The organism is Sorangium sp. So ce327 (assembly GCF_051530205.1).
Classification (GTDB): Bacteria; Myxococcota_A; Polyangia; order Polyangiales; family Polyangiaceae; genus Sorangium; species Sorangium cellulosum_B.
Genome location: NZ_CP150330.1, coordinates 8,529,007 through 8,555,079, shown reverse-complemented (window position 1 = coordinate 8,555,079; position 26,073 = coordinate 8,529,007). Strand labels below are relative to the sequence as shown.

Genomic DNA, 26,073 nt, shown 5'->3' with positions numbered 1-26,073 from the left:
GGCCGATCGACCGTCATGGCGTGGTCTCCTCGCCTCGCCGCGGCCCTCGCGCTCCTCGCGCTCCTCGCGCTGGTCGCGCTCCGCATCGCACAGCTGAGCCCTCCCGACGTCGTCCCGGCGAGCGCGCCGCCCGAGGTGTTCTCGGCCGAGCGGGCCAGGGCGCACCTCGCGCAGATCGCGGCCGAGCCGCGCCCCACCGGCTCGGCGGGCCACCGGCGGGCGCGCGACTACCTGCTCGCGGAGCTGTCGAAGCTCGGCGTGCAGCCCGAGGTCCAGCGCGCCTCGGTCCTCAGCCGGCAGTGGGGCCTTCCGTACGACGCGGCGCGCGTCGAGAACATCGTGGCGCGGCTGCCGGGCGCCGACAGCACCCGGGCGGTCGCGCTCGTCGCGCACTACGACTCGGTCCCCGGCAGCCCGGGCGCCGCGGACGACGGCAGCGGGGTGGCGGCGCTCCTGGAGGCGCTGCGCGCCCTGAAGAGCGGCCCCCCGCTGCGCAACGACGTGCTGCTCCTGTTCACCGACGCCGAGGAGGGGGGCGTCCTCGGCGGCAAGGCGTTCCTGGACGAGCACCCGCTGCGCGGCGAGGTGGGGATCGCGCTCAACTTCGACGCCCGCGGGGCCGGCGGCGTGGTCGCGATGTTCGACACCGGGCCCGGCGACGCCTTCCCCGTCAGCGAGCTCGCCAGCGCCGCGGCCTACCCGGTGGCGTCGTCGCTCTTCCCCGAGGTCGCGCGGCGCATGGGCCACAGCACCGATCTCAGCGTCTTCAAGCGGGCCGGGATCCCCGGGCTGAACTTCGCCTTCACCGACGACGCCGCGCACTACCACGCCCCGTCCGACACCGTGGCCAACCTCGACCTCCGGAGCGTGCAGCACGCCGGCGACTACGCGCTCTCGCTCGCGCGGCGCTTCGGCGCGCTCGACCTCCGGGATCCCGGGCGCGGAGACGCGGTGTACTTCAACACGTGGGGCGCCCACCTCGTCTCGCACCCGATCGGCTGGACGCTCCCGATCGCCGCGCTGGTCACCTGCCTGTTCGCGGGCGTGGTGATCCACGCGGCGCGGCGGCGGGCCGCTTCGCCGGGCAGGATCGCCGCGGGGCTCCTCGCCTTCCTGGCGCTGCTCCTCGGCGTCGCCGCGGCCGTGGGCGGGCTCGCGTGGATCCTCCGCAGCGTGCACCCGGCCCTCCGGGTGATGCCGTTCGAGCCGTACAACGCGCCCGCGTACCGGCTCGCGCTCGCGCTCGCCGCGCTGGCGGCCTCCGCGGCGGGCTACCGGTTCTTCCGGCGGCGCCTCGGCGCCTGTGAGCTCGCCCTCGGCGCGCTCCTCCTGTGGCTGTTGCTGCTCGCTGCGGCGAGCCTCTTCATGCCGGGCGCGAGCTTCTACTTCGCCTGGCCGCTCGCGTTCACCCTGCTCGGGCTCGCGGCGGTGACGATCCGGCGCGGCGACGCCCCGCCCACGCTCGCGGACGCCGCGGTCCTCGTCGCGACCGCGGTGCCGGCGGTCGCGCTCGCCGTGCCCGGCCCGTACCTGTTCTTCGTCGCGCTGGGCCTGCCGAAGGCGGCGGTGCCGGCCCTCGCCGTCGCGCTCGTCTTCGGGCTCTTCCTGCCGCACGCCGAGCTGCTCGGCGGCGGCCGCTCGCCGAGGCTCTCGCTCGCGTTCGGCGTCTCCGGCCTCGCGGCGCTCCTCGTCGCCTGCGCCACCACGGGCTTCACCGAGGCGCGGCCCCGACCGGCGAGCCTCGCCTACGCGGTCGACACCGCCGGGAAGGCCCACTGGCTCTCGGCCGACCGCGACCTCGACCCGTGGACCGCAGCGTACTTCCCGGACGAGCGCGGGCAGGCACCCTCGTTCGCCGTGCCGTTCGTGCGCGTGACGCGCCAGGGCGAGGCGCCGGCCCTCGCCCTGCCGGCGCCATCGCTCACGGTGCTCGGTGACGTCCGGCGCGACGGCGTGCGGGCGCTCCGGCTCCGCATCGCCTCATCCCGGGGAGCCCCCTGGCTGTTCGCCGAGGTGACGTCCCCGAACCGGGTGATCCGCGCCGAGGTGGACGGAAAGGGCGTGGAGGAGCGGGGTCGCGCGGCCGACGCGAAGCGCGATGTCCGCTGGGGGTTCACCTACATGGGTTTGCCGCCGGGAGGTATCGAGTGGTCGCTGGAGGTCGAGGACTCCGGGCCGATCGAGATCCGGCTGATGGACCAGACCTACGAGCTCCCGCGCGAGCTCGTGCGCGAGCCGCGGCCCAGGGAGATCATGGGCGTGCCGTACCGCCTCGCCGATTCCACGTTCGTCAGCGGGTCGTTCCGGCCTTAGCCCCGGCGGGCTCGCGGAAGCGGGCCCGCCGCCGTCGCTGCCCAGGGTAGGTGAGCGGGATCAGTCGAGCGGATCAGTCGAGCGGATCAGTCGAGCGGATCAGTCAACGAAGATGGGTTCGCAGTTCGTGAACGCGAGCGTCGACTGGATGGTGAAGTTCGACTCGCTCGTGTGCCGCTCGGCGTGGAAGAAGTCGAGCGCGTACTCCTGCCCGGGCGTGATCCCCAGCTCGTTCGCCATCGCGTCGAGATCGAGCCTGTCGTTCTGCGGGCCGTGGAGGCCGCCCAGATCGATGGCGAGCCGGTTGTTGATGAACACCCAGAGATCGTCGTCGCCGGAGAACCTGAACTCCTCGCCGCCGTTGTACACGAACGTCATGTGGAGCTCGAACGTGAAGTGGAAGTTATGCTGCCTCCCCTCGTTCCCGAAGCCCTGCTCGTCGATGGGGAAGAAGGCCCGGTTCTCGTAGGTGGCAATGCCGTCCGCGCCGACGACGGGCGTGATCGTGAACTGGATGGGCATGTTCACGCCCTCGACGTCCCGGTACCACTGGTTGAACTCCTCGGGCCCCGTCGTGTGCGCGGTACCGCCGTCATGCGCATAGACGGGCTTCTGATCCGGGCCCAGCTCGCGCTGGACGATGCCTTTCAGGCCCTGGCCCGTGAACGTCTCGAAGTCAGGGTGCCCCTCGCCGTCTTCGTAGGCGCGGAAGTCGCGCACGATGCCCGTGAGGCTCGCGTTGCACCCGTCGCCGCTGCCGCTGCTGCCGTTCCCGTTGCCCGCGCCCGCCGACACACCGGACCCGAAGTCGCTGCCGCCCGTGCCCGAGCCGTACCCCGCGCCGGCGCTGTTGCTGGAGTCGCTCGCACCATCGGTGCCGCCCCCGCACGCGACCCCGGCCAACACGAGCATGGTTGCGAGCGGAGTACACCAGTTCGACTGTAGCGGCCTAAGCATGTAAAGACTCCTTGTGTGGGGGATACCGCGCGTGGTCTGCGCGTCCGTTGTGCGTGGTTTGCGCATGTTTTGCGCGTTGTGTGCGCGCGGGCCTCGGCATTACGAGCGCCGGGATGGGCGGTCGCCGAGGGCGCAAGCGAGACAGCAATTCTATCTCGTCGCAATGGCGGTGCGATCCAGAAAATTGCCGCCGTGCGCTGGCAGCACGAGGCCGAAGCGGAGAAAAGTGCAGCCGAGCGACGGCCGCACGAGCGCCGGGCAGGCGCCGAGATGTAGGTCGTTTATCGAGATCCGCCGCCGCAGTGGGCGCCGAGGCGCCGCGACAGCGCGGCCGGGAGCCGCTCGCAAAAACCGTCGTGCCGGGGCAGGGGCTCGCGCCGCGCGGTTTGCCAGAACAGCACCGGACCGAGCCGGCGCTCGCGCGCGTGCGCCATGAGCGCGGCCATGGCCTTGCCGGTGTAGACCGGCTCCAGCGAGATCCCCTCGGCGGCGAGGGCGTCGCAGGCGGCGAGCGACGCGGGCGTGGGCGATCCATACCCGCGGCCCAGGTAGCCGTGCACGACGTCGATCGGCGCCGCGGGGGGCACGGGCGCGACGCCCCGCCGCGCGAGCGCGGCGCGGAGCTCGGCGGTGAGGGCGCGGAGGCGGAAGCGCGAAGCGAGGAGGCGCTCGACGACGGCGACGGCCACGACCCGCGAGCGCAGGCCGCCGAGCGCGAGCCCGACGGCGAGCCCGGCGGCGGTGCCGCCGGAGCCGAGCGGCACGTAGACGCGCGCGGGCTCGGGGAGCTCGCCGGCCCGGATCTGCGCGCCGAGCTCGAGCGCCGCGCGCACCGCGCCCAGCATGCCGAGCGCCGACGTGGCGCCGAGCGGCACGATCGCCGCGCCGTCGTCGTCCCGGGCGCGGAGCGGCAGGAAGAGCGACGGGCGCGCGAGCGCGAGCTCGAGGCGCGACGGGTAGAAGCGGATCGAGGCCGGGCCCGAGGCGGTGAACGCGAGGTTGTCGAGCACGCCCCTGGAGAGGTCGGTCCAGAAGAGGTGCGCGTGCACCCTCCGGCCGAGCCGCTGCGCCGCGGCGACGAGCGCCGCCACGTTGCCCGAGCCGATGCCGCCCGCCGCGGACCACGCCGCCGCGGTCGAGAAGGGCGGCGCGGCGAGCACGTAGTCGAGCTTCCGCATCTTCATCCCGCCGTGGAGGGGCTCGCAGAGGTCGTCTCGCTTGACGCCGAGGAACTCGACGCCGAGCGCGGAGGCGAGCCGCGGCAGCGCCGTGACCGGCGAGGGCGCGCCGACCCAGCCGAGCCGGGGAATGGAGTCGATCATCCGAAGGGCGGCTGCGTCGCGCAACGGGGGCACCTCGCGAAGGGTGTAAGGCGCTCGGGCGATCGGGCAATCGGGCGAGCGGGCAATCAGGGGGTCAGGCGAGCCAGCGATCGCGCAATCAGGGGTCAGGGGGAGCTGGCGGTCAGGCGCTCGCGCGATCGACGATCACCCGGGGGTGCCGGCGCGCTGCCCCGCGAGCGTCGCGTCGGGCTCCAGGACGAGGAGGCGCACGCGCCCCGAGGCGCAGAGCCGGCCCTCCTCGTCGTAGACCGAGCCCTCCCAGACCTGGGTGCGCCGCCCGCGGTCGAGCGGGCGCGCGGTGGCGCGAAGCCGCCCCGACCGGACCGCGCGCAGGAAGCTCGTGTGGTTCTCGAGCCCGACGACCGAGCGGCCGTCCGGCAGGGCATGGAGCGCGGCGCCGATCGACGCCAGCGTCTCCACGATGCCCGCGTGGACGCCGCCGTGGACGATGCCATAGGCCTGCCGGTGCTGCGGCCCGATGTCGAGCTCGGCCTCCACCTCGTCGCGCGTGGCGCGGATCAGCCGGAGACCCATGGCGCTGATCCAGCCGTCGATGGCCGCGGCGTTCAGCGCGGCGGCGAAATCCTCGGGTTCCCCTTCGGCCATGGCGGCAGCGTAGTACACGCTTTGCCGGGAGCTTCCGGCGATTTCTCCCCGGGCGCGCGGGCGCGTCAGCGCGTCATCCGGATGCCTTCTTCTCCAGGAGATCGGCGAACTCCTCGCGCAGCTTCGATTTGAGGAACTTGCCGGTCGAGGTGCGCGGGATCCGCTCGAGGAAGAGGTACTCGTCCGGGAGCCAGAACTTCGCGAAGCGCGGCTCGAGGAGGGCGTGCAGCTGCTCCTTCGAGGCGCTCTGGCCCTGCCGGAGGACGATCGCGGCGAGCGGGCGTTCGCCCCAGAGGGGGTGGCGCGCCGCGAACACAGCGGCCTCCAGGACGGCCGGGTGGCTCATGAGCGCGTTCTCCAGCGCGACCGAGCTGATCCACTCGCCGCCCGACTTGATCACGTCCTTCGTTCGATCCGCGATGCGCATGTAGCCCTCGCCGTCGATCGTCACGACGTCGCCGGTCTTGAACCAGCCGTCCTTCGTGAAGCGGTCCTCGCCCTCGCCGCCGAAGTACGACGAGGCGACCCAGGGGCCCCGCACCTCGAGCTCACCCATCGTCCTGCCGTCCCAGGGCAGCGGCCGGTCGTTCGCGTCGACGTGGCGCTGATCGATGAACGGGACCGGGTAGCCCTGCGACGCGCGCGTCTGCAGCGAGGCGGCCGGGTCCTCTTGGAGGCGGCCAAGGCTGCTCCGGAGGTGGGCGACGGTGCCGAGCGGGTTGGTCTCGGTCATCCCCCAGGCGTGGAGGACCACGAGCCCGTGGCGCGCGCGGAAGCCCTCGATGAGCGCGGGGGGCGCCGCCGAGCCGCCGATCACCATGGCGCGCATCGACGAGAGATCCCAGCGCTTCGGGTGCTCGTCGAGGAGCGCGAGGATCCCGAGCCAGATGGTGGGGACGCCCGCGGCGAACGTGACGCGCTCCCTGGCCATGAGATCGAGCAGCGACGCGGCGTCGAGGTGCGGGCCGGGGAGCACGACGCGCGCGCCGGTCGCGATCGCCGCGTACGGCAGCCCCCAGGCCATCGCGTGGAACATGGGCACCACCGGAAGGACGATGTCGCGATCGCGGAAGCCGAGCGCGTCATGCATGCAGGAGACCAGCGTGTGGAGCACGATCGATCGGTGGCTGTAGGCCACGCCCTTGGGGTTGCCGGTCGTCCCCGACGTGTAACAGAGCATGGCCGCGGAGCGCTCATCCAGGCTCGGGAAGTCGAAGTGATCCGGCTCGGGCGCGAGCAGCGCCTCGTAGTCGAGCCCGTCGCCCGCCGCCGGATCCACGGGCCCGTCGTCGTCGAGGACAAGGACGCGCTGGATGCTGCGGACCTCCGGCGCGAACTTGCGGAAGAGCGGGAGGAGCGAGCGGTCGACGACGACGACCTTGTCCTCGGCGTGGGAGGCGATGTACCCGAGCTCGCTCGGGTGGAGGCGCAGGTTCAGGGTGTGGAGGACCGCGCCCATGGCCGGGACGCCGAGGTAGAGCTCCAGGTGCCGGGCGTGGTTCCAGCAGAGCGTCGCGACGCGGTCGCCCGCGCGGACGCCGAGCCGCGTGAGCGCGTGCGCGAGCTTCGACGCGCGGCGGTGGAGATCGGCATACGTGGAGCGGGAGACGGTCCTGTCCGGGTTCTGGGTCACGATCTCGCAGCGCGCGTGGTACGTCCGCGCCCGGTCGAGGAAGTGGGTCAACGTGAGCGGGTAATCCATCATGCGGCCGGCGAGCATGGGCGGTGCCTCCTCGTCCCGCGCGAGGCGCGGGGACCTGTCGAGTCAGGAGGGCGCTTCAAGGGCGCCGCGAGACCGCGGCGCCGCCCCCCGAAGCGGAGGCTAGCGGCTCGCGGGCGGCGCCGCGCAGGGAATGCGGCGCGCGCGGGAGATGCGGGGCGCGCGGCGCCCGGGCGAGCGGCGTCAGGGTCCGCGCCGGCGGCCTGATCCGGCGCCCCGGAGCTCTCGAGAGGGGGCGGGGGATCGCAAGATCCTCCAAGAGCGGCGCGCGGCGCCCTCATTAGATTCGACAGCGAACGCCGACCCGAAGAGGTCGCCAGCGCACGAGGTCGTCCATGGCTGAGCTCATCCTGCACAACTATCCGTTATCGCTCTTCGCGGAGAAGATCCGCCGGATCCTCGCGTACAAGAAGATCGCGTGGAGATCGGTCGAGCAACCGATGATGGCGCCGAAGCCGGAGCTGACGCCGCTCACGGGGGGATATCGGCGGATCCCGGTCTTGCAGATCGGCGCGGACATCTATTGTGACACGGCGTGCATCGCGCGGCGCCTGGAGCAGATACGACCGGAGCCTTCGTGCGTCCCGCCGGGCCAGGCCGGGCTGGTCGAGCTGATCGAGGACTGGGCGGATCATCGGTTGATGTCCCAGGCCGTGCCGCCGGTTGTCGTGGAGATGTTCGCCGTCCTGCCGCCCGGCATCCTTGCCGATCGCGCGGCGATGTCGCCGGCGCTCGGCAAGGACGCGATCTTCCAGGCCGCGCCGCACGCCCTGAGCCAGGCGCTGCTGTCGCTCGATCGGCTGGAGCGCCAGCTCCGTGGCCGGCCCTTCCTGCTGGGCGACGCGTTCTCGATCGCGGACGCGGCGTGCTTCCACCCGGTCTGGTTCCTGAACCGGAGCGCCAGGCTGTCCGCCGCGATCGAGGCGCGGCCCGCGCTCGCGGCGTGGTTCGCGCGCATCGAGGCGTTCGGCCCCGGCGACGTCCGAGCGATGACCGCCGCCGAGGCGCTCGCGGCGGCCCGCGCGTCCGAGCCGGCCGACGTCGCCGGCGGGGAGACCGCGACCGGAGAGGGCCTGTCGCCGGGAGACGCCGTGACGATCACGGCTGACGATTACGGTCCAGAGGAGACCCGGGGCGTGGTCGTGCGGCTCTCGGCCGCCGAGATCACGATACGACGCAGCGATCCGGACGTGGGTGAGATCGCGGTGCACTTCCCGCGCGCCGGATATCGCATCAGGAAGCAGTGAGCCGCGCCGCGCGCCCGGGCCGGCGCGCTCTGCGTTCCGCCGCGGTCCTCGCTAGCTGGCCGTGCTCGACATCGCGCGCCGGAACGCGCGCATGTGGAACTCGCGCTGCTCGTCGGGATAGATGTGCTCCTGCCCGATCGGGCAGGCGCGGCGCGACAGGCACCCTCCGGTCATGCACGTTGCGCCAGGCCCGGCGTCGAGGTGGCCGACGCACGCGGCGACATCGTAGCTGCCAGGGGAGAACGCGGACACGGGGCAGGCGCTCAGGCAGGGCTGGCCGGCGCACGAGACGCAGGGGCTCGCCAGATCCTCGCGGGGCGGGAGCGACAGCCGCTCCGCGAACACGAGGGCGGCGCGGTACCCGTGCCAGAGGCCGAATCGCGGGTGGATGAGGATGGCGAGGGGCGACGGGGACAGCGCCTCGGCCTGCTGCGCCCAGCGCTGGAACGGCCAGTAGGGAGGGCCGGTGAAGGGAAACAGGGCCGCCGCGCCGAGCTCGGCCGCGAGCGGGGAGACGACGGCGGCGGTCCAGTCGTCGAGCGCGAGATCGGGGGCGTCCTTGCGGGCGCGCGAGAACGCGCGCCACATCGACGGGCCGGCGTTGCCGAGCAGGACCAGCGTCCCCGCGGGGAGGTCGCCTGCCGCCGGCACGCCGTCGCCCTCGCGCGGGTGGAAGCCGCCGCGGAGCGGGAGGCCAGCGCGCTCGCAGCGCGAGGAGAGATCCGGCCAGCTGATCGGCATCACCGCGCGATAGGGCGCCTGGGCCTGCGCGGCAAGCGAGCGGTGGCGCTCAGTTCACGTCGACGTAGAAGTCGAGGCTCTTCAGGTTCGCGTCGCTCCGGCGACCTCGGTGCTTTGCGTGTTCGCGTGGGAGCGCCGCTCGACATCGTCTTTTCGCCCATCGAGGGTAGGAGTCGCCAGAGAACGCTCGAACCGTGTCTCTCTGATCTTCATCGGTGCTTCGAGTCGCTCGATGACGGATGAGGCTGTTGGGCGCGGAGATGAGTGCGTTCCGGGAAAGCGTGGAACTGGGTGATCGAGTGCTCGTGCTCCTCCCCGGTTCCCACGTTCTGGTCTAGAGTGCCGTCGTGCCCCGGAGGCTCCACTGTCGGCTCGGGACCGCGGCAAAGTCCCCTCTCCCCCGCGCGTTCGCCCGCGCCGGACGCGCACCCGCGAGCGCGCCATGAGCCTGCCGCGCCCGCGGGTCACGCTCCACTTCGCCCAGACGCTCGACGGCCGGATCGCGGCCCGGGACCAGCGCGTCATGCTCAGCACGCCCGCCGGGCTGGTGTGCGCCCACCGGGCGCGCGCGGAGCACGACGCGGTGCTCGTGGGGATCCGCACCGTCGTGATCGACGATCCGCGGCTGACCCTGCGCGGGTGCGAGGGGCGCCAGCCGATGCGCGTGGTGCTGGCGAGCGCCCTCGGCGTGCCGGAAGGGGCGCGCCTGCTGCAGCCGCCCGGCAGCGGGCAGCCGGCCGGCGGGCGCGTGGTCGTCTTCGGCGCGGCGGGGCGCGCGCCGCGCGCGGCGCAGGCGTGGCTCGAGGAGCGCGGCGCAGAGGTGATCGTCGTGCCCGCGGACGCCAGCGGCCTCGTCTCGCTGCCGCACGCGCTGGCCGAGCTCCACGCGCGCGGCGTGCGGCGGCTGCTCGTCGAGGGGGGCGGCGCCGTGCTCACCTCGTTCCTGCGCGCGCGCCTCGCCGACCGCGCAGAGGTCGAGATCGCGCCGCGCTTCCTCGGCGACACGGCGATCCCGGCGGTCGGCGCGCTGGGAGAGGCGCCGCTCGCGTCGGCGATCGACCTGCGCGAGCCGGCGGTCGAGCTCCTCGGGGGCAACGTGCTGCTGCGAGGGGAGGTGCGTTATCCCGACTGACGCGCCCGCGCCGCCCGGGGCCATCACGCCGAGCGACGCCGCCCCGCCCCCCGCCCGGGAGCTCTGGTTCGTCCGGCCAGGGCTCGTCGAGGTGCGTCCGGGGGCCCCGCCGCGCGCGCCCGGGCCCGGCGAGGTCGTGGCGCGCGCGCTCGCCTCGGGCGTGAGCCAGGGGACGGAGCTGCTGCTCTTCCGCGGCGAGGGGCCGACGCCGTTCGACCCGTCGCTCGACGCGCCAGACGCTGAAGGCGCGCCGACCTACCCGCGCCGCTACGGTTACGCGTGGGTCGGCGAGGTCGTCGCCCGCGGCGAGGGCGCGGCGCTCGGGCCGGGCGACCGCGTCTTCGCGCTCGCGCCCCACGGCGATCTCCACCTGCTCGGGCCGGGCGCGGCGCGCGGCCTGCCTCGCTCGATCCCGGCCGAGCGCGCGGTGCTGGCCGCGAACCTCGAGACGGCGATCACGTGCGTGTGGGACGCGGGGGTGGGGCTCGGAGACGCCGTGGTGGTGCTCGGCGGCGGGGTCGTCGGGCTGCTCATCGTGGCGCTCGCGCGGCGCGCCGGGGCCGTGGTCCGGCTCGTCGAGCCGAGCGAGCGGCGGCGCCAGGTCGGCCTCGCGCTCGGCGCCGCCGCGGCGCTCCGGCCCGAGGACGACCGGCCGCGCGGCGACGCGGACGCCGTGATCGCCGCGACCGGCCATCCGGAGGAGCTCGACCGCGCGATCGCGCACGCGGCGCGCGAGGCGACGGTGACGGTCGCGTCGTTCTACGGGGCGCGGACGAGCCCGGTCGCGCTCGGCGCGGAGTTCCACCGCCGGCGCCTGCGCCTGCGGGCGAGCCAGGTCTCGACGATCCCGCCGGAGCGCGCGCCCCGCTGGGACCACGCGCGGCGCTTCGCGCTCGTCCGCGCCCTCCTCGAAGATCCGGCGCTCGACGCGCTGCTGGACCCGTCCGTCCCGATCGACGCGGCGCCGTCGGTGTACGCAGAGCTCGCGGCCGAGCCCGGGGCGCGGTTGCAGACGGTCTTCCGGTACGGCGCACGATCGGCTACGCGAGAGGCACCCTAGAAGTCAGAGGCCCGCCACCGCCATGTTCCTCCTCGGCGTCAGCGATCACGTGATGATCGCGCACAGCTTCTCCGATCCGTTCTTCGGCCCGGCGACCCGGATGCACGGCGCGACGTACTCCGTCGAGATCGAGATCCGCGCGAAGGCGCTCGGCCCGCACCACGTGGTCATGGACATCGGCGCGCTGCACGCGTCGCTGCGCCGGGTGCTCGACACGATCGACTACACGAACCTCGACGAGCACCCCGCCTTCCCCGGGCGCACCTCCACGACCGAGCGCGTGGCCGAGCACGTGGCCGGGCTCCTCGCCGAGGAGATCGCGAGGCTGCCCGCGGGAGAGGCGCCGCTCCCGGGATCGACGCTGAGGGTGCTCGTCCGAGAGTCGCCGTCGGCGTACGCGGGCTTCGAGCGCGACCTGTAGCGCCGGCCGCCGCGGCGGGGCTCGTTGCGGCGCGCCGCGAGGGCGGCTATCAGGCCGGGCCGCTCCCCTGACCGATGCGCATCGCCTGGATCGTCTACGGCGCCCTCGACCAGACAACGGGCGGCTACATCTACGATCGGCTCGTCGTCGAGCGGCTGCGCGCCCGGGGCGACGCCGTGGAGGTCGTGTCCCTCGATCCGGCGCCGCGGTCGCGGGCGCTCGCCGGCCTCGCCCTCGCGCGGCGCCTCGCCCGGATCGACCCCGCCGTGGTGGTCGGCGACGAGCTCTGCTTCCCGGAGCTCCTGCCGGCGTTCGCGGCGCTGCCGCGGCGGATCGCGCGCGCGCTCCTCGTGCACCACCTGAGCGCGTGGGAGCTCCCGCCCGGCCCGCGGCGCGCGGCGCTCTCGCTCGCGGAGGCGGCGGTGATCCGCCTGTGCGACGCGCACCTCGCGACGAGCGCGACGACCGCGGCGCGGCTCCGGCGCGAGCTCGGGCTCGCCCGGGTCGACGTGGCGACGCCGGGCGCGGACCGGCTCCCCTTGCTCCCCCGCGCCCGGCGGGACGGCGGCCCGCTGCGGCTCCTGTTCGTGGGGAGCTTCATCCCGCGCAAGCGGCTGCTGGAGCTCCTGGCGGCGTTCGAGCGGGTCGGGAGCGCGCATGCCACGCTCGTGCTCATCGGGGACGCGGCGCGCGACCCGGCCTACGCCGGGCGGGTGCGCCGCGCGATCGCCGGCTCCGCGTTCCTGCGGGCGCGCGTCTCGGCGCCCGGCGTGCTCGGGGACGAGGCGCTCGCGGCCGAGCTCGCGGCGGCGGACGCGCTCGTCCTGCCCTCGTCGCTGGAGGGCTACGGCATGGTGCTCACGGAGGCGGTCCGAGCCGGCGTTCCGGTGCTCGCCGCCCGCGCCGGCGCGATCGCGGAGGCGGTCCAGGACGGCGCGGAGGCGCTGCTCTGGGACGACGTCGAGGGCCCCGCCCCGGCGCTCGCCCGCTTCCTCGAGGACGGCGCTCTCCGGGCGAGCATGAGCCGCGCGGCGGCCGTCCGGGCCGCGGCGCTGCCCACCTGGGACGGCACCGCGGCCGCGGTGCGCGCGGCGCTCGCGCGCGCGACGCGCAGATGAGCGGATGACCGCCTCGGCGAGGAGCGGGCAGGATCGCGCCGCGCCGGGGCGCCGGGCCGTCACGCCCCCGCGAGCAGCGCCGCCGCCTCGTCCTTCAGCCGCCGCGTGAGCGACGCGTCGTCGGGGGCCCCGCGCGCCACCTCCGCCGCGTCCCGCGCCTCGCCCAGGCGGACCCGCACCTCGACGTCGTCGAAGCCCGGCAGCGCCGCCTGCAGGAGCGGCGCCAGCGTCGTGATCCCGCGGCGCTCGGCCCACCGCGTGATGGCCAGCCGCTTCGCCCGTGGCGAGTGCACCCCAGAGACGATCGCCACGGCGGCGCGCCCTCCCGCCGCCGCGGCCGCGCGCAGCAGCGTGCCGGCGCTCGGATGCCACGCCGCGAGCAGCGCGTCGCCCTGGCCCGCGAACGCCGGATCCGCCTCGATGCGCCCCGCGGGGAAGTGCAGCAGCGCGCCTCCGCGGCGCAGGTGCCGCAGCGCGCGGCGCACGCCGGCCGACCGCGCGGCGAGGGCGATCGCGCCGACCTCGTCGATCGGCACGAAGAGCAGCCGCCGGCTCACGTGGGGCAGCGCCCGCAGGAACCGCCGGTCGGCCGCGACGATCATGAGGTCTTCCCGGCCGAGCGCCGCCATGAGCGCGAGCGCGTCGTAGGCGCCGGGGTGGTTCGACACGACGAGCAGCGCCCCGCGCGACGGCGGCGCCGCGTCGGCCGTCCAGCGCGCCCCGAAGCCGGCGAGCGCCTCCCGCGCCGCGACGTGGAGCCCCGCCTCGCCGGTGCGCCGATCGAAGCGCGCGAGCACGCGCCCGAGCGGCCACGAAGGGACGGCGAAGGCCGCGCGCCCGGCCCGGCGCACCCACGCCGGCGCCCCGCCGAGGCCGAGCGCCGCCACCATCTCGGCGCCGGACAGGTTCGCGAGCTGTCGCTCCAGCGGCTCCGTCATGTCCGCGTCTTACTCCGTGTCGACGCCACCTCGCCAGCGCCGGCGCTCCGCCCCCCGACATCGTCCAGCGCGATGGGGCGCGTCCTCTGTCGCCTGTCGGGTTTGCGTCGGGGCGCGCCGCCTCTGTATGAAGGGGGCATGAACGCCACGCCCCCTGCCATGGAGGACGCGATCGGCCGCGGCGACGCGGCCGCGCGCCCTCGGCGGACGCTCGCGGATCTCCCGGGGCCGCCGGGCTTGCCTGTGCTTGGCAATCTGCTCGCGCTCCACCCCGACCGCTGGCACCTCGAGTTCGAGCGGTGGTGGCGCGCCCATGGAGACCTGTTCGTCGTGCGGATGGGCCGGCAGCCGGTCCTCGTCGTCGTGGACGGCGAGCTCGTGCGCGACGTGCTCCAGCGCCGCCCCGCGGTGTTCCGGCGGGTGCGCGCCATCGAGGCCGTGTCGCGCGAGGCGGACATGGTCGGCCTGTTCTCCGCGGACGGCGACGCGTGGCGGAAGCAGCGGCAGCTGATCCACCCGACGTTCCATCCAAGGCACGTCGAGGGCTTCTTCCCGAGCATCCGCGACATCACGGGCCGGCTGCGCGAGCTCTGGTCGCGGGCGGCCGACGAGCGCGCCGCCCGCGACGTGCTCGGCGATCTCATGCGCTACTCGGTCGACGTCACCTCGTCGGTCGCCTTCGGCCGCGATCTCAACACGCTCGAGCGCGGGGCGGACGCGCTCCAGGAGCACCTCCAGCGCGTGTTCCTCGGATTGAACCGGCGGATGCTCGCGCCGCTGCCCTACTGGCGCTACCTGGGCCTGCCGGCCGACCGCGCCTACGACCGCGCCCTGGTCGCGGTGAAGCGGCTCATCCTCGAGCTCGTGACCGCCGCGCGGCGCGAGATCGAGGGCGGCGGGGAGCGGCCCGAGCGCCCGCGGACGCTGCTGGAGCTCATGATCGCCGCGCGGGACGGCGAGGACCCGAGGGCGCGCCTCTCGGACGCCGAGGTCTACGCGAACGTGCTGACGATGCTGCTCGCGGGCGAGGACACCACCGCGAACACCCTCGCGTGGATCCTCTATTACCTGGGCTCGCGCCCCGACGTGCAGGCGCGCGCCCGCGACGAGGTCGATCGCGTGCTCGGCGGCGGCCTGATCCCGACGCTGGAGCAGTGCAAGCGCCTCGAGTACACGGCCGCCGTCACGCAGGAGACGCTGCGCCTGCGCTCCGCCGCGCCGCTGCTCTTCCTCGAGGCGAACCACGACACCGCGGTGGGCGACGTGGCCGTGCCCGCCGGCGCCGGCGTCGTGGCGCTCACGCGCGCGACGGGGAGGAAGCCCGAGTATTTCGGCGATCCGGAGTCGTTTCGCCCCGAGCGCTGGCTCGGGGGCGCGCCGTCGACGCTACCCCACGAGCCGAGGATGGCGCTCGCGTTCGGCGGCGGGCCGCGCGTCTGCCCGGGGCGCGCGATGGCGCTCCTGGAGTGCGCGGTGACGGTCGGCATGGTGCTCCGGAGCTTCACGGTGCACCTGGCGGATCACACCGCGCCGGTGCGGGAGCGGATGGCGTTCGCGATGCAGCCGGAGGGGCTGCGCATCCGGTTCACGAGGCGCGCGAGCGCGTGAGATCACGAGGCGCGCGAGCGCGTGAGATCACGAGGCGCGCGAGCGCGTGAGATCACGAGGCGCGCGAGCGCGGGGCCTCACGAGGTGCCCGCGCGCCGGCGCTCCGGCTCACTGCACCTTGGCGAGGGCCGCGTCGTAATCGGGCTCCTGCGCGATCTCCGGGACGAGCTCGACGTGGAGCACCTTGTTCTGCTCGTCGAGCACGAGGACCGAGCGCGCGAGCAGGCCGGCGAGCGGCCCGTCGACGAGCGTGACGCCGTACTTCTGGCCGAAATCTCCCCGGAACGTCGACAGGCCTTCCGCGTTCGAGATGCCCTCGGACGCGCAGAAGCGGGCGTGCGCGAACGGCAGGTCCGCCGAGATGTTGAGCACCGTCACGCCCGGGAGCTTCTCGGCGCGCTCGTGGAACGTGCGCACGGATCTCGCGCAGACCGAGGTGTCGACGCTCGGGAAGATGTTGAGGATCTTCTTGCCGGCGTACGACGAGAGCTTTCGCTCGGAGAGGTCGGTCTTCACGAGCGTGAAGTCGGGGGCGGTCGCGCCGACGGACGGCAGCTCGCCGGCGGTGTGGATGGGGCTTCCCTTGAACTTGGTCTCAGCCATGGTCGACTCCTCCTCTGTGCTCTGTGCAGCAGCGCCTCTCGTAGGCGCGCCGGGGGCGGACGCCAAGCAGAACCAACCAGGCTGCCCCGGCCGGAGCTCCGCTCGTCTGGCGTGCGCGCGCTGCGCGCTGGCCGGGCGGTCTTGCCCGGGCGAGCGGCGCGCGAGCGTCGATCGCCCGCGCGCGGAGGAGCGCGCGATCAGCGGAGCGGCGAGCGATGGACCAGCGGAAACGGCTCGACCTCGCCGTCATCGGGGTTCGTGGAGTCCCTGCTGTACCCGATCTCCTGTTCGGCCGTCGTGATGACGAAGGGGCCCCCGATCTCCTCCGGCTCCACCCTGTCTTCGTAGTCTTCGGTGGTGTCGCCCCTGCCCGACGTCGCCGAGGCGACGTACTGCTCGGCGATCTGCTCGGCGAGCTCGTCGAGCACCTCGGGGGGGCCGTCGCCCGGGTCGGGGATGAACGCATCTCGCCTCTCCGCGCGACCGGCGCTCCTGCGCGCCGCCTCCATGAAATCATGGCTGTGGTTCCGGCTCGTGGCCCGCAGGGAGCTGTCTCGCTTGGTCTGCATGGATGATCTCCTCGCTCGGCGACGCGCTCTCAAGCGCTCTCGGCGCCGCCGCCCTTCCGCTGTTCTGATGGCGGGAGATGCACCGCGTGTACCATGAAGCTGGATGGCCGATCCGCGCGCGCCACGGCGAACGGATGGGACCGACGCTCGCTCCCTGCGAGGTGGGCACTGCGCTGGGCCTGGGATGCGTGGTGCGTCGTGCCACAGCGGTCGCGATGGGCCGGTGGCACGATGCCCCGGCCCCGCGCCGCCCTTACCAGTCGAGCTCTTCGCGGATGGCCTCCGCGAGCTGCTGGGCCATGAGCGCGTTCGTCTTGACGCTCGGGTGGTAGTCGCAGCCGAGCCCGTTCGCCGCGCCGTCCTGCGCAGGGAACTCGAGGACGCGCACCTTGTCGTCGCCGCTGTCGTTCCGGGCCTTCACCACCTGGCCGATGTAGGAGCGCGCCCTGGTGAGCGCCTGGGCGCCTTCCGGGTACGAGTCGCTCAGCATGGGCCCGATGGTGCAGAAGATGAACGCGTCCGGATAGTTCGTCCTGACCGTCTCGACGAGGCCCGCGTAGGCATTGGTGAACGGCGCGCGGAACTGGGCGTCGCCCGGGACGTTGATGCTGAAGTCGTTCGTGCCCAGGTTGATGACCACGACCTGCGGCACCCAGGACGAGAAGTCCCAGGCGGGCTCTGCCTCGTCGGCGATCGTCCGGCCGTAGATCTCGGGCATCGTGGGCGCGACTTCACCGTCGTAGTTCCGGTACACGCCTCTGCCGGACCACGCGACGATCGTGGTGTCGGCCCCGACGAGCCGGCCTGTCAGGGCGCTGTAGGCGAGGTAGTTGTTCTCCGTATCGCTCGTGAACGGGCAAGTCTCGTTGGCGCCATCGACGCCGTAGCCGGCGGAGATCGAGTCGCCGATCACCTCGATCCGGCGCGCGGGCGCCGCCGGGACCGGCAGGAGCGCCTCGCCCTGCTCCGGTACGAACTCGAGGAACTGCGACACGCCGACCAGCGGCTCGGTGCGGCGGTGGAGCACGAGGTCGTGCTCGCCGTCGGGCAGCCCTTCTGCGACCGTGTAGAGATCTTCCTCGCTGTTGACCTTGAGGACGCCCTTCGCCTCGCCGTCGAGCACCACCTGGAAGAAGTTGGATTCCGCCGCGGTCGACTCGTCGTTGAAGCGGACGCCGATCGACGTCCCCGAGAACCGCGTGACGATCGCGCTGCCGGCCCAGGAGAAGCGGGGGCCTTCGGGCTTCGTGGTGTCGAAGCGCCCGATGAAGCGGATGGTGTCGCCGGAGGGATCTTCGCCGCCCGCGCCGCTCGTGCTCGACGAGGTCGTTCCGGGCTCCGCGCCACCGCCGCCGTCGCCGCCACCGCCGCCTTCGCCCGTGCCGCCGTCGCCCCCTGCGCCGGAGGCGCTGCTCGAGGTGGATGAGCCGCCGCCCGAGCCCGTCGTTCCCGTCGTTGCATTCGAGTCGTCGTCACCGCAGCCGGCCAGCGCCGACCAGGCGATGCAGCAGATGGAAGCGAGCCTCGGGAGATTGGAGTAAGCTTGTCGTTTCATGCGCGCGAGGATGCTCTAGGTCCGTGGCGCGGACAACTCGAATCTCCTCCTGCGCGCAGGGGCAGACACCGCAGCGCGGGCGTCGAGCTGCGGAGATCGGTTGATCTCAGTTCCAGGTCCGGTCCTGGCTCTTGTACCTGGAGCGCCCGCTGTCCTCGGCGGGGGAGCGCTCGTGGCGCTGGCCTTGCGAGGCGCGTACGTCGTCGCGCTCGTGGACGCGGGTCGAGTACCCCTGCGGGAGCTCGTCGCCCATGAAGCGGCCGAACCCGGGCCGGCGCTCCGGGCGATTGTAGATGTCGCCGTATCCGCTGCGTTCCTCGCTGCGGCCGCGGCCCTCGCGCTCCTCGCCGCGGCCCTGGTAGCCGCGCCCGTGGTCGCCTCGGCCGTCCTGGTGGCCAGGGGCGTTTCTCTCGTCGCGGCCTCGATATCGATCCTGGTCCTCGCCGCGCCCGTAGCCGTGGCTACGATACTGATCCTCGCGGCCTTGATAGTCGCCTCGGGTGTAGCCGCGGCCCTGGTAGCGCTCGCGGTCCTGGTCATCGTCTCGCCCGTGGTCGCGGCCCTGGTAGTCGTCTCGCGCATGGCCGCGGCCCTGATAGTCGTCTCGCGCATGGCCGCGGCCCTGATAGTCGTCTCGTGCGTAGCCGCGGCCCCGGTCGTCGTCTCGCCCGTGCTCGTTGCCCTGGTAGCGTCGGCTCTGGCTCTGCTCGTCGCGGCCGTGGTCGTGGCGCCCGTAGGCGCCGCGGCCCTGGTCCTCGTCCGGTCCGGAGAAGCCGCGGCCCGCGTCGCGGCCGTAGTAGCCGCGGCTTTCGTCGCGCCAGCCGCGGTTCTCGTCGCGCCCTCGCTGCATGGAGCCGAACCCTCTTCGCTCGTCCTCGGCGCCCCGCCCGCTGAAGTGATCGTCACGCCCGCCGAGCCGCTCCCACGAGGAGCTGTCCTGTCCGTAGGCGCGGCGCTCCTCGGGCTCGCGGTAGCCGCGCGCGCCGGCGCCACCCTGCTCCTGCCAGCGCCTCTCGGAGCCGCCGCGGTCGTCCTGTGCGTGCTGGCCGCCCGCCCTCCACGGGTCTCTGCCGTCTCCCCGCCCTTGCTGATCGTACGGCCGCGGCAGCTGGCCCAGCTCTGCCTGCCGGCTGCCGCCGCTCTGGTTCGCGTAATTGCCGCGGCTGTACGACCCTCGCTCGAACGCGTCGCGCTCCGCCTCGTGACCGCGGAATCCGCGCTGATCGTCGTCCCGCGGCGCGCGCCAGCGCTCGTCCCGGGGACGCCAGTCGTCGCGCGGCCCCTCGTCACGGAAATCCCGGCCCTCGTAGCGATCTCGTGCCATCTCGCTCTCCCTCTGGGTGCTGGTGAACAACTCTCGAGCCTCACGAAGGCGGTCACCTCCGTGAGCAGCGGGCCCACCCGTTTCCATCCGTTCAGCAACCGACGTGCCCAGTTGAAACCCTGTCGAGGGGAGAGGAGCGCCGACGCCCCGACAGACGGCCTCGCGGCCGGATCGCGCCGCCGCGCGGCAATGCGCCACACGCTGGGGCAAGCTGTCACGCAGGCGCCGCTCGTGTCATCGAGGACGAGCTCGCCGGGCCGGCTCAGCGGCCCAGTTCGGATCCGGGGCAGGGAAGCAGGGAAGCAGGGAAGCAGGGAAGGTGAGCGCCGCGGGCAGCGGCGCTCACCCGGCGCTCAGTAGCGCGTCTCGCAGGGGTGCTGATCGGCGAACGCCTTCACGGTGGTCTTGTTGGACGACCACGGGAAGTTCCGATCGGTGATCGACCACGAGAGCGCGCCCGCATACCCCATGTTGTAGAGGTCGCCCACGAACTTGTCGTAGCCCACGTCCATCTCTGCCATGTTGATCGGGAACTCCCCCATGACGACCGGCTTGTCCGTGAGGCCATACTCGGAGAGGGGCTTGGTGTACGGGAAGTAGTCGTTGACCCAGCCGTACATGTGGACCTGGTAGAAGTCGACGCCCGAGCGCGTCCACGCCTGACCCCATTTGATGGCGGCGCTGCCGACGCTCACGGGCGCGCCGGTCTCTCCCCTCAGCACGGCGGCCGATTCCTTGGCGAGCGCTTCCATCTGCTGGTGTGTGACGAGATCGAACTTGCTGGAGTCGCCCTCGAACGCCGGGTCGCCGCCGTAGAGGCTCGGCCCGGTCATTGCCCACTCGGGCTCGTTGATGACATCCCAGGCCAGCATCCGGTCGCGGTGCGGGCTCGACGCCACCGTCCGAGCGATGGGGCGGACGACGTTCTCGATGAGCTTGGCGCGCCGGCCGGCGTCCGCGACGAGGGGCCCCATGCTCGCGACCGACAGGCCGTTCGGAGGATTGTACGATGTCTTGTGGAAGCCATCGAAGGAGAACAGCGTGAACATCACGTTGACCTGCGCCTGGTCCGCGAGCTCGAGCGCCGCCAGGATGTCCTGCGTCGAGGTGCCGCCGAGCCCGGTCGGGTTGCCCTGTCCGTCGAAGTTGATCTGGTCGCCGTAGAAGCGGGGGTAGATCCACCAGCGGACCACGTCCACGCCGTGGGCGCGCATGTCCTGCAGGTCGGCGAGCACCTGGCTCTTCTTGCCCGAGATGCCCGCCTGGCTCCACTTGGTCTGACCGCCGAAATCGGCGCCGAAATCGCGCCAGGCGTAGTTCACGCCGTACATGAAGCGAAGGCGGCAGGCGATCTCGACCCCTGCCTCGAACGGACATTCGTCCTCGCCGGCGCCGGCGCATTCGCTGGGCTCTCCCCCGCTGCTGGTGCTGCTGCCGGCCACCGGATCGCCGCTGCCCGTGCTCGCGGGCCCGCCGGTGGATGAGCCGGCGCCGGCGCCGGAGCCGGTGGATGAGCCGGCGCCCGCGCCGGAGCTCGCAGGTGCGCCGGCGCCCGAGGAGTTGCTCCCGCTGGGGCCGCTGTCCCCCGCTTCGCCGCCGGCGCCGCCCTCGCCGCCGCCGTCCAGTCCGTCGCCACAGCCGAATCCAGCCACGGAGAGCTGGAGAACCCCGACAAGAAGAAGCCAGTTGCGCATGCCCGATTATCACCAGAAACGCGCGCCGGACCAGCCCGAACTCTTAATCGGTTCAGTGACTCGCTGCGCAACGTTCTGCTCTTGCTACAAGATCGTGGTCGCAGCGGCCCTGACGAAGATCATGTGAGCTTCGAAGGGCACCCGCGGTATCGCCGCTTACCTGGACGGCCCGCGCGGCCTCGGGTGGATCCCCATGTACGCGGCCGCACTCTTCGCCGAGGGATCGTCCGGGTAGCGCGCGATGAGGTCTTCCGCGAGGCTGCGGGCCTGGCCGATCCGGTCCAGGCGCACGAGCGCCCGCACGCGGAGCAGGCCGCGCTCGGCGGCGCGGGGGCTGTCGCCGAAGTCGCGCGACGCCTCGTCGTCGAGCCGGAGCACCTCCTCCGGGTTGCTCGTCAAGGCGGCGCGCATGCGGTCGATGATGCTGGCCTCGGGGTCGGTGTCCGGCGCCGGCTCCGACTCCTGTGCTGCGGCGCTCACGGTGGCAGTGGCCGGCGGGGGAGCGGGGGGGACGACGGGCGCCTCGTCGCGGCGCTGCGGCTCGCGGGCCACGCGGGGCTCGGCGCTCGGCGGGCGCGCATTCGGTGCGGGGCGCTGGTCGCGATCCACGAAGAGGAAGGCCGCCGCGGCGAGCGCGGCGACGGGGAGGCCGATGAGCAGCGCGCGGCGAGCGCCGGACGGTCTGGGGGCGTCCACGGCGGCGAACGTAGCGCGGAGGCGCGGCCGGCGGTAGCGATCGGAGCCAGCGGAGAGCGAAGGAAGGGGAGAGCCGCAGAGGTGCGATGGCCGCCGCGGTCAGCGCGACCTCGGGCCGGCACACGTCGAGGCGCTCCTCACGCGATTGGCGACCGACCAGCACGTCAGCGCCTCGACGTAGAGCCAGGCCCTCGCCGCCGTCACAGCATTTGGGCCTTGCAGCGCAGCGCCGGTGCGTGGGATTTCTCGTGAGGGAGGCACAGAAAGCGACGAGCTGGACAGACCTGGCCTAACGGCTTCGGTTGGCCGATCGATGGATAGTTAGCCAAACTAACCGTATGGACGCTTGGTCAAGGCACGGATCCCCACTCTACCTGCTCCTTCTGCACGCGAACTTCCTCGACGAGCCGCCGGAGCGGCGGCATGCGTTCGCGCGGCAGTTCCTGGATGCGGTGACGTCTCTCCCCGATCTCGAGCTTGGCTACTGGCTCAACGGATCGTGGCGCGAGCAGCTGACGGCGGCATGGATCATCGCGGCCCGTCGGCTCGCGACGTTTCGAGGCGTGATCGGCGAGAGACTGCTCGCCAGCGCGACCTGCTATGCGGGACAGGGCTTCTCTGTCGCGACCGCGCGCTACGAGGATCACCCTGCATCCGACGCGCTGACGCTCTACCTCCAGTCGTACTTGCCGGTCGGCGATCGCGAGTACGATCAAGAGTGGGCTGTGGGATCCTTGGTGTGGCTCGACGCTCGCCTGGCCGCGAATCGCGCGGCGCCCTTTCTGAAGGCTCCTGAGCTCTGGAAGGTATCCGAGCACGGCCGGGAGTTGGGTGCCTTGGATCCGGGACGCGGCGTGGAGCGGGTAGCGCGTGCCATGGCCTTCCTGGACGACCTCGGCGCCAGCGAGGTCAGCTGATGCGCGCGCGCGTGGTCCGCTGGCCGCGCGTGCGCACGTCCCCTTCGGAGCGCCGCATCAGCCGTCAGTACACGGCCGTGAGCATGGGCAGCGCCTCGTACCGCAGCCCGATGTTGGACTTGATCGCGGGATCCTCGCTCTGGAATGTACGGAGCTCGGCTTCGTCGCGGACGGCAACGATGCCGACGCCCCATCCGCCCGCCGGGTCGGCGACGGGTCCGAAGGCGATCACGTGGCCCTCGGCGAGCTTGCCGCGCCAGTATTTGCCGTGCGCCTGCATGACCGCGCGCTCATCAGACGTCATGTCCTGCATGAAGGTCGCGCGCGACGGGAGCAGCCGACAGAGAAAGAAGCGTGGCTCCGGTTGCGGTGCGACGTGGTTCGTGAGCCAACCCAGGACACGCTCCCAACCTGCCGCGTGGCTCTCGCACGACGCCACACGAGCGCCGAATCCAGCGTGTCGGACCGTGAGGCGCGTACCCGTCTCGATGGCGTCGAGGAGATAGGAGACCGTCGTGGGGGGCGCGTCCGCATCCCATGACGGTTCCCATGTCTGGACGAGCCTTCGAGGCGGATCGAATTCGAGAACCCTGCCGCCGACATGGAACGGCTTGCCGTCTGCCCCCACGCCGTCGGTCCGCCAGGCCCCTCCGGCGCGAAGGTCGATCGTGAAGGCGGTCGTGCGATACATCTCCGCAGAACCCCACCACTTCGTCAGCTCGTCGGTCGTCAGCGCGCGGAAGACGCGCTCCGGCGGCGCGGCGATCTCGATGCGAGCGAGGATCGTCCCTTGCGCGACATCGGCGATCGAACGGGCTCGGATGCTCTTGGCTGTCATGTATCCTCCAGGTAACGCTTCAGCGACTCGAGATTGCGGCCCCAGAAGGCGCGGTAGCCCTCGAGCCATGCCATCGCCTTCTGCAGCGGCGCGGGTCGCAGCGTGTAGAGCCGCTCGCGCCCGACCTTCTCCTCGGTCACCAGCCGCGACGCCTTGAGCACGCGGAGGTGCTTCGAGATCGCGGGGCGGCTCTGAGAGAAGTCGGCCGCGATCTCGTTCACCGGGGCAGGACCCGCGCGCAAACGATCGAGGATCGCGCGACGGGTTGGATCGGCGATGACAAAAAACACATCGATGTCGGCTTTCGCGGGCGACATATAGGTAACCGTTGGGTTACCAGTACCGCGATGGGCTGGGCTTGTCAAGCGCATCGAAGAGTCCCCGCACGCCCGTCGTGCGCTGCGCAACGTCGGCGACAGGTCAGCTCTGGCGGCATCCTCTGCACGAGACGGTGCTCGAGCGGGCGGTGCGAGAAGACGTCCTCGTCGCCGATCTGTCGAGGCGCGCGAGCTGCCACGCCCTGCATCACTCCTGCGCCCCGCTCCTGCTGGAAGCCGCCTATGACATTCTCCCTTCCCGGCCCCCGGCAAGGCGGCGAGTGTCGCCGATGCTAGACAGGTCTACCCTGGGGTGCTGGACAGCATTTGGGCCTTGCGGCGCAGAGCCGCTCCGTGAGACTTTCATGGGGACGGGCACAAGGCGACTGATCTGGAGGCGCCGCGCGGGCTGCTCGCGCCGCAGGCGTGGTTCCTGGTGCGGCTGCCAGAAATGCAGCGTTTACGCGCGAGACCGACGCGAGCAGGCACTGGATGTCTACGCAATGGAGAGTGGAGACAAGCAGCCGTGACCTACCGGATTGAGCTCTTGAGCGTTGGATGCGACCTTGATGCAGAGATGCAGGACGCCGCCGCCGCGCTGAATGCCGTCCAGTCCAATTCCTTTTCGGAGCATGCTCAAAGCGAAGCGTCCTCCCGGCGAGCGGCCGCTGCCGCCCGCGCCACGCGTGGCTGCAGACCCGTGAGGCGTTCGGCGGCGTGCGCTGCAGCAGTAGAGGGCCCATGGTGACACTGGAACAAGCCCACCAAGTCGTCCAGATCTATGCGGAGCAGTTCGGGGCGGTTTGGTCTGAACGCACGGTCATTGATCGTGGTGGGTACTGGTTCTTTGGGGTCGGGTATGTTGGTTCTTGTGGTGTGATCGTAGACAAGGCCGACGGTCGTCTCAGCATCATGGGCTCGGCATTGTCGCTCGATGACTGCTTCTGGGGGCACGAGCACGGTTTCTCTCCCGATCTCGTGCGCTTGCGTATCAACAAGGTCAACGAACAGGGCCGCACCATCGAGCTCCTGCTCCACCTCGTGACAGGCGGGCCGCCGCGCCAGCGGAACCCGAGCCTGAAGCGCGCCTGGCTTGCTGACCGACTTCGAGCATTGCCTTGCGAGTTCGGTCCAGATCGTCTCTGGTTGTCGATTCCTGCTTTTCGTGAGGCCCTGCAGCAGAGGTGGTTCGAGTTCGATGTCCTTGAGCCGCGCGAGGAGCTCGGGCAGGTGCGCCAATGAATCTTGGCGTAGACGGCAGGACCCAATCTGGCGCGAGACGACTGCCAAGACGCGGACGGCTGCTGGAACGCATTTGCATCTCCGACGTCGGCGCTGATGCTGGCCCACGCGGCGCGCGGCCGCGCTATTCTTCCGGCATCGGGGCCACGGCGTTCGACGAGAAGCCGCTGCCGACCTACGCGGCGCCGATCTGCGGTACGCGGGGATGGCCGGCGTCGATCCCTCCGGCGCTCGGGTGTGGGGCAGCAAGATCGCGGGCGCGACCCTGAGCGGGGCCGTGATCCGCCGCACGCTGGGCTGGGTCTCGCTGGAGCAGCCCTCGCCGGCGCCGATGCAGCCGGAGGACGCGGGCGCGACGCTCGGGAACGCGCAGGAGGCGGCCGGCCGCGAGCTTCATCGACGCCTTCCTCGGTTCGTCCGACTGGACCAACCAGACGGCCCTGGGCAGCGCCGTCGCGAGCCGAAGGCCATTGGACGGGCAAGGACCACTTCTGTACTCTATCGATCGCAGCGACTCATGCCGGAAGACCTGAACGTTCAGTACCTGGAGGGATTCGTCGCGGAGCCCGCGGCCATGTTCGACATGGCGGAGCGGAATCTCTCGTGGGACGACCGGATGCATTCACGTCGAACCGCCTCGTGCGGGGTGGCGTACAACTACTCAGGCATCTCTTACCCGGACTGCGAGATGCCGCCCTTCGTACAGGACCTCGCGGCCCGCCTCGCCGGCGTGGTGGGGCATCCGATCAACAACTGCCTCGCCAACCTCTACGCCGGCGGGACGGCGAAGATGGGTTTTCACTCGGATTCCAGCGCCGGCGTCGTGGCTGGAACGACGACCTCGATCCTGTCGCTGGGCGCGCCTCGCGTCCTCACCTTCCGTCGGAGCCTTCGCCGGGACGAGAGGCACGACATGGCCCTGGCGCCCGGCTCGCTCCTGATCATGCGCGCCAGCGTTCAGGAGGGCTGGCAACACGCGGTCCTCGCCGTCGAAGCCGCGGGCCCGCGGATCAGCCTCACATTCCGCTTCCTGTCTCGGTGAACGTGGCGAGCTTCCCTGGTAAGCTCGTGGCCGTTACCCGGACGAGAGTGAGCGACGGCGTCAGCCGCGGGG

Annotated in this window: 24 protein-coding genes; 10 read left to right on the top strand and 14 right to left on the bottom strand. The window is 72.3% G+C overall.

The window, feature by feature from the left end; genetic code table 11:
- Positions 1-15 precede the first annotated feature (15 nt).
- The gene (locus tag WME95_RS31895; RefSeq protein ID WP_437903125.1) at positions 16-2,313 is read left to right on the top strand and encodes a M20/M25/M40 family metallo-hydrolase; all 2,298 of its coding nucleotides are present in this window, start codon (positions 16-18) and stop codon (positions 2,311-2,313) included.
- Between the two features lie 99 nt (positions 2,314-2,412).
- Here WME95_RS31895 and WME95_RS31890 read toward each other — a convergent pair whose 3' ends face one another.
- From WME95_RS31890 to WME95_RS31875, 4 genes are all read right to left on the bottom strand, one after another.
- Positions 2,413-3,270, bottom strand: a complete 858-nt coding sequence (locus WME95_RS31890; RefSeq protein ID WP_437903124.1) for a fibro-slime domain-containing protein — start codon at positions 3,268-3,270, stop codon at positions 2,413-2,415.
- A 281-nt stretch (positions 3,271-3,551) separates the two neighbouring features.
- A complete protein-coding gene (locus tag WME95_RS31885) occupies positions 3,552-4,592 on the bottom strand; it encodes a 1-aminocyclopropane-1-carboxylate deaminase/D-cysteine desulfhydrase (protein ID WP_437903122.1) in 1,041 nt (346 codons plus the stop codon).
- A gap of 165 nt (positions 4,593-4,757) precedes the next feature.
- A complete protein-coding gene (locus WME95_RS31880; RefSeq protein WP_437542618.1) occupies positions 4,758-5,219 on the bottom strand; it encodes a PaaI family thioesterase in 462 nt (153 codons plus the stop codon).
- Between the two features lie 73 nt (positions 5,220-5,292).
- Positions 5,293-6,939: a long-chain fatty acid--CoA ligase gene (locus WME95_RS31875; RefSeq protein ID WP_437903120.1), complete on the bottom strand. Its 1,647-nt coding sequence runs from the start codon at positions 6,937-6,939 to the stop codon at positions 5,293-5,295.
- A gap of 335 nt (positions 6,940-7,274) precedes the next feature.
- On the opposite strand from WME95_RS31875, the gene WME95_RS31870 reads away from it, so the two are divergent.
- A complete protein-coding gene (locus WME95_RS31870; RefSeq protein ID WP_437903119.1) occupies positions 7,275-8,186 on the top strand; it encodes a glutathione S-transferase family protein in 912 nt (303 codons plus the stop codon).
- Between the two features lie 51 nt (positions 8,187-8,237).
- Here the strand turns inward: WME95_RS31870 and WME95_RS31865 are convergent, their stop codons facing one another.
- Positions 8,238-8,927: a hypothetical protein gene (locus WME95_RS31865; protein ID WP_437903117.1), complete on the bottom strand. Its 690-nt coding sequence runs from the start codon at positions 8,925-8,927 to the stop codon at positions 8,238-8,240.
- 442 nt (positions 8,928-9,369) lie between these two features.
- Between WME95_RS31865 and WME95_RS31860 the strand changes: the two genes are divergently transcribed.
- The 4 genes from WME95_RS31860 to WME95_RS31845 all read left to right on the top strand — a co-directional run bounded on the left by WME95_RS31860 (position 9,370) and on the right by WME95_RS31845 (position 12,658).
- Entirely contained in the window at positions 9,370-10,059 is a 690-nt protein-coding gene (locus WME95_RS31860) for a RibD family protein (RefSeq protein WP_437903115.1), read from the top strand.
- 91 nt (positions 10,060-10,150) lie between these two features.
- Entirely contained in the window at positions 10,151-11,119 is a 969-nt protein-coding gene (locus WME95_RS31855) for a zinc-binding dehydrogenase (protein ID WP_437903114.1), read from the top strand.
- Positions 11,120-11,141: 22 nt separating this feature from the next.
- A complete protein-coding gene (locus tag WME95_RS31850) occupies positions 11,142-11,540 on the top strand; it encodes a 6-pyruvoyl trahydropterin synthase family protein (RefSeq protein ID WP_437293635.1) in 399 nt (132 codons plus the stop codon).
- 74 nt (positions 11,541-11,614) lie between these two features.
- Positions 11,615-12,658, top strand: a complete 1,044-nt coding sequence (locus WME95_RS31845) for a glycosyltransferase family 4 protein (protein ID WP_437903113.1) — start codon at positions 11,615-11,617, stop codon at positions 12,656-12,658.
- Between the two features lie 59 nt (positions 12,659-12,717).
- On the opposite strand, the gene WME95_RS31840 is transcribed toward WME95_RS31845, so the two are convergent.
- The gene (locus WME95_RS31840) at positions 12,718-13,596 is read right to left on the bottom strand and encodes a 1-acyl-sn-glycerol-3-phosphate acyltransferase (protein ID WP_437903112.1); all 879 of its coding nucleotides are present in this window, start codon (positions 13,594-13,596) and stop codon (positions 12,718-12,720) included.
- A 138-nt stretch (positions 13,597-13,734) separates the two neighbouring features.
- Here WME95_RS31840 and WME95_RS31835 point away from each other — a divergent pair, with 138 nt between their 5' ends.
- The gene (locus tag WME95_RS31835; protein WP_437903111.1) at positions 13,735-15,204 is read left to right on the top strand and encodes a cytochrome P450; all 1,470 of its coding nucleotides are present in this window, start codon (positions 13,735-13,737) and stop codon (positions 15,202-15,204) included.
- A 108-nt stretch (positions 15,205-15,312) separates the two neighbouring features.
- Here the strand turns inward: WME95_RS31835 and tpx are convergent, their stop codons facing one another.
- The 6 genes from tpx to WME95_RS31805 all read right to left on the bottom strand — a co-directional run bounded on the left by tpx (position 15,313) and on the right by WME95_RS31805 (position 21,645).
- Entirely contained in the window at positions 15,313-15,807 is a 495-nt protein-coding gene (tpx, locus tag WME95_RS31830; protein WP_437903109.1) for a thiol peroxidase, read from the bottom strand.
- 197 nt (positions 15,808-16,004) lie between these two features.
- Positions 16,005-16,376, bottom strand: a complete 372-nt coding sequence (locus tag WME95_RS31825) for a hypothetical protein (RefSeq protein ID WP_437542602.1) — start codon at positions 16,374-16,376, stop codon at positions 16,005-16,007.
- 253 nt (positions 16,377-16,629) lie between these two features.
- The gene (locus WME95_RS31820) at positions 16,630-17,931 is read right to left on the bottom strand and encodes an SGNH/GDSL hydrolase family protein (RefSeq protein ID WP_437903108.1); all 1,302 of its coding nucleotides are present in this window, start codon (positions 17,929-17,931) and stop codon (positions 16,630-16,632) included.
- A gap of 106 nt (positions 17,932-18,037) precedes the next feature.
- Positions 18,038-19,255, bottom strand: coding sequence for a hypothetical protein (locus WME95_RS31815; protein WP_437903107.1), 1,218 nt, complete (start codon positions 19,253-19,255; stop codon positions 18,038-18,040).
- Positions 19,256-19,608: 353 nt separating this feature from the next.
- Positions 19,609-20,949: an endo-1,4-beta-glucanase gene (locus WME95_RS31810; protein WP_437903106.1), complete on the bottom strand. Its 1,341-nt coding sequence runs from the start codon at positions 20,947-20,949 to the stop codon at positions 19,609-19,611.
- Positions 20,950-21,105: 156 nt separating this feature from the next.
- A complete protein-coding gene (locus WME95_RS31805; RefSeq protein WP_437903105.1) occupies positions 21,106-21,645 on the bottom strand; it encodes a tetratricopeptide repeat protein in 540 nt (179 codons plus the stop codon).
- Positions 21,646-21,983: 338 nt separating this feature from the next.
- On the opposite strand from WME95_RS31805, the gene WME95_RS31800 reads away from it, so the two are divergent.
- Positions 21,984-22,562 carry a DUF6000 family protein gene (locus tag WME95_RS31800; RefSeq protein ID WP_437903104.1) on the top strand — a complete coding sequence of 193 codons (579 nt, stop codon included), beginning with the start codon at positions 21,984-21,986 and terminating at the stop codon, positions 22,560-22,562.
- A gap of 64 nt (positions 22,563-22,626) precedes the next feature.
- On the opposite strand, the gene WME95_RS31795 is transcribed toward WME95_RS31800, so the two are convergent.
- Together WME95_RS31795 and WME95_RS31790 are read right to left on the bottom strand one after the other, a co-directional pair.
- Positions 22,627-23,400, bottom strand: a complete 774-nt coding sequence (locus WME95_RS31795) for an SRPBCC domain-containing protein (protein WP_437903103.1) — start codon at positions 23,398-23,400, stop codon at positions 22,627-22,629.
- Entirely contained in the window at positions 23,397-23,771 is a 375-nt protein-coding gene (locus tag WME95_RS31790; RefSeq protein WP_437903102.1) for an ArsR/SmtB family transcription factor, read from the bottom strand. The genes WME95_RS31795 and WME95_RS31790 overlap by 4 nt, the downstream gene beginning before the upstream one ends.
- 687 nt (positions 23,772-24,458) lie before the next feature.
- On the opposite strand from WME95_RS31790, the gene WME95_RS31785 reads away from it, so the two are divergent.
- On the top strand, positions 24,459-24,959 hold the full coding sequence (locus tag WME95_RS31785) for a hypothetical protein (RefSeq protein ID WP_437903101.1): 501 nt from the start codon (positions 24,459-24,461) through the stop codon (positions 24,957-24,959).
- 517 nt (positions 24,960-25,476) lie between these two features.
- Positions 25,477-26,001 (top strand): alpha-ketoglutarate-dependent dioxygenase AlkB, encoded by a 525-nt coding sequence (locus WME95_RS31780; protein WP_437903100.1) that lies wholly within the window; start codon positions 25,477-25,479, stop codon positions 25,999-26,001.
- Positions 26,002-26,073: the final 72 nt, after the last annotated feature.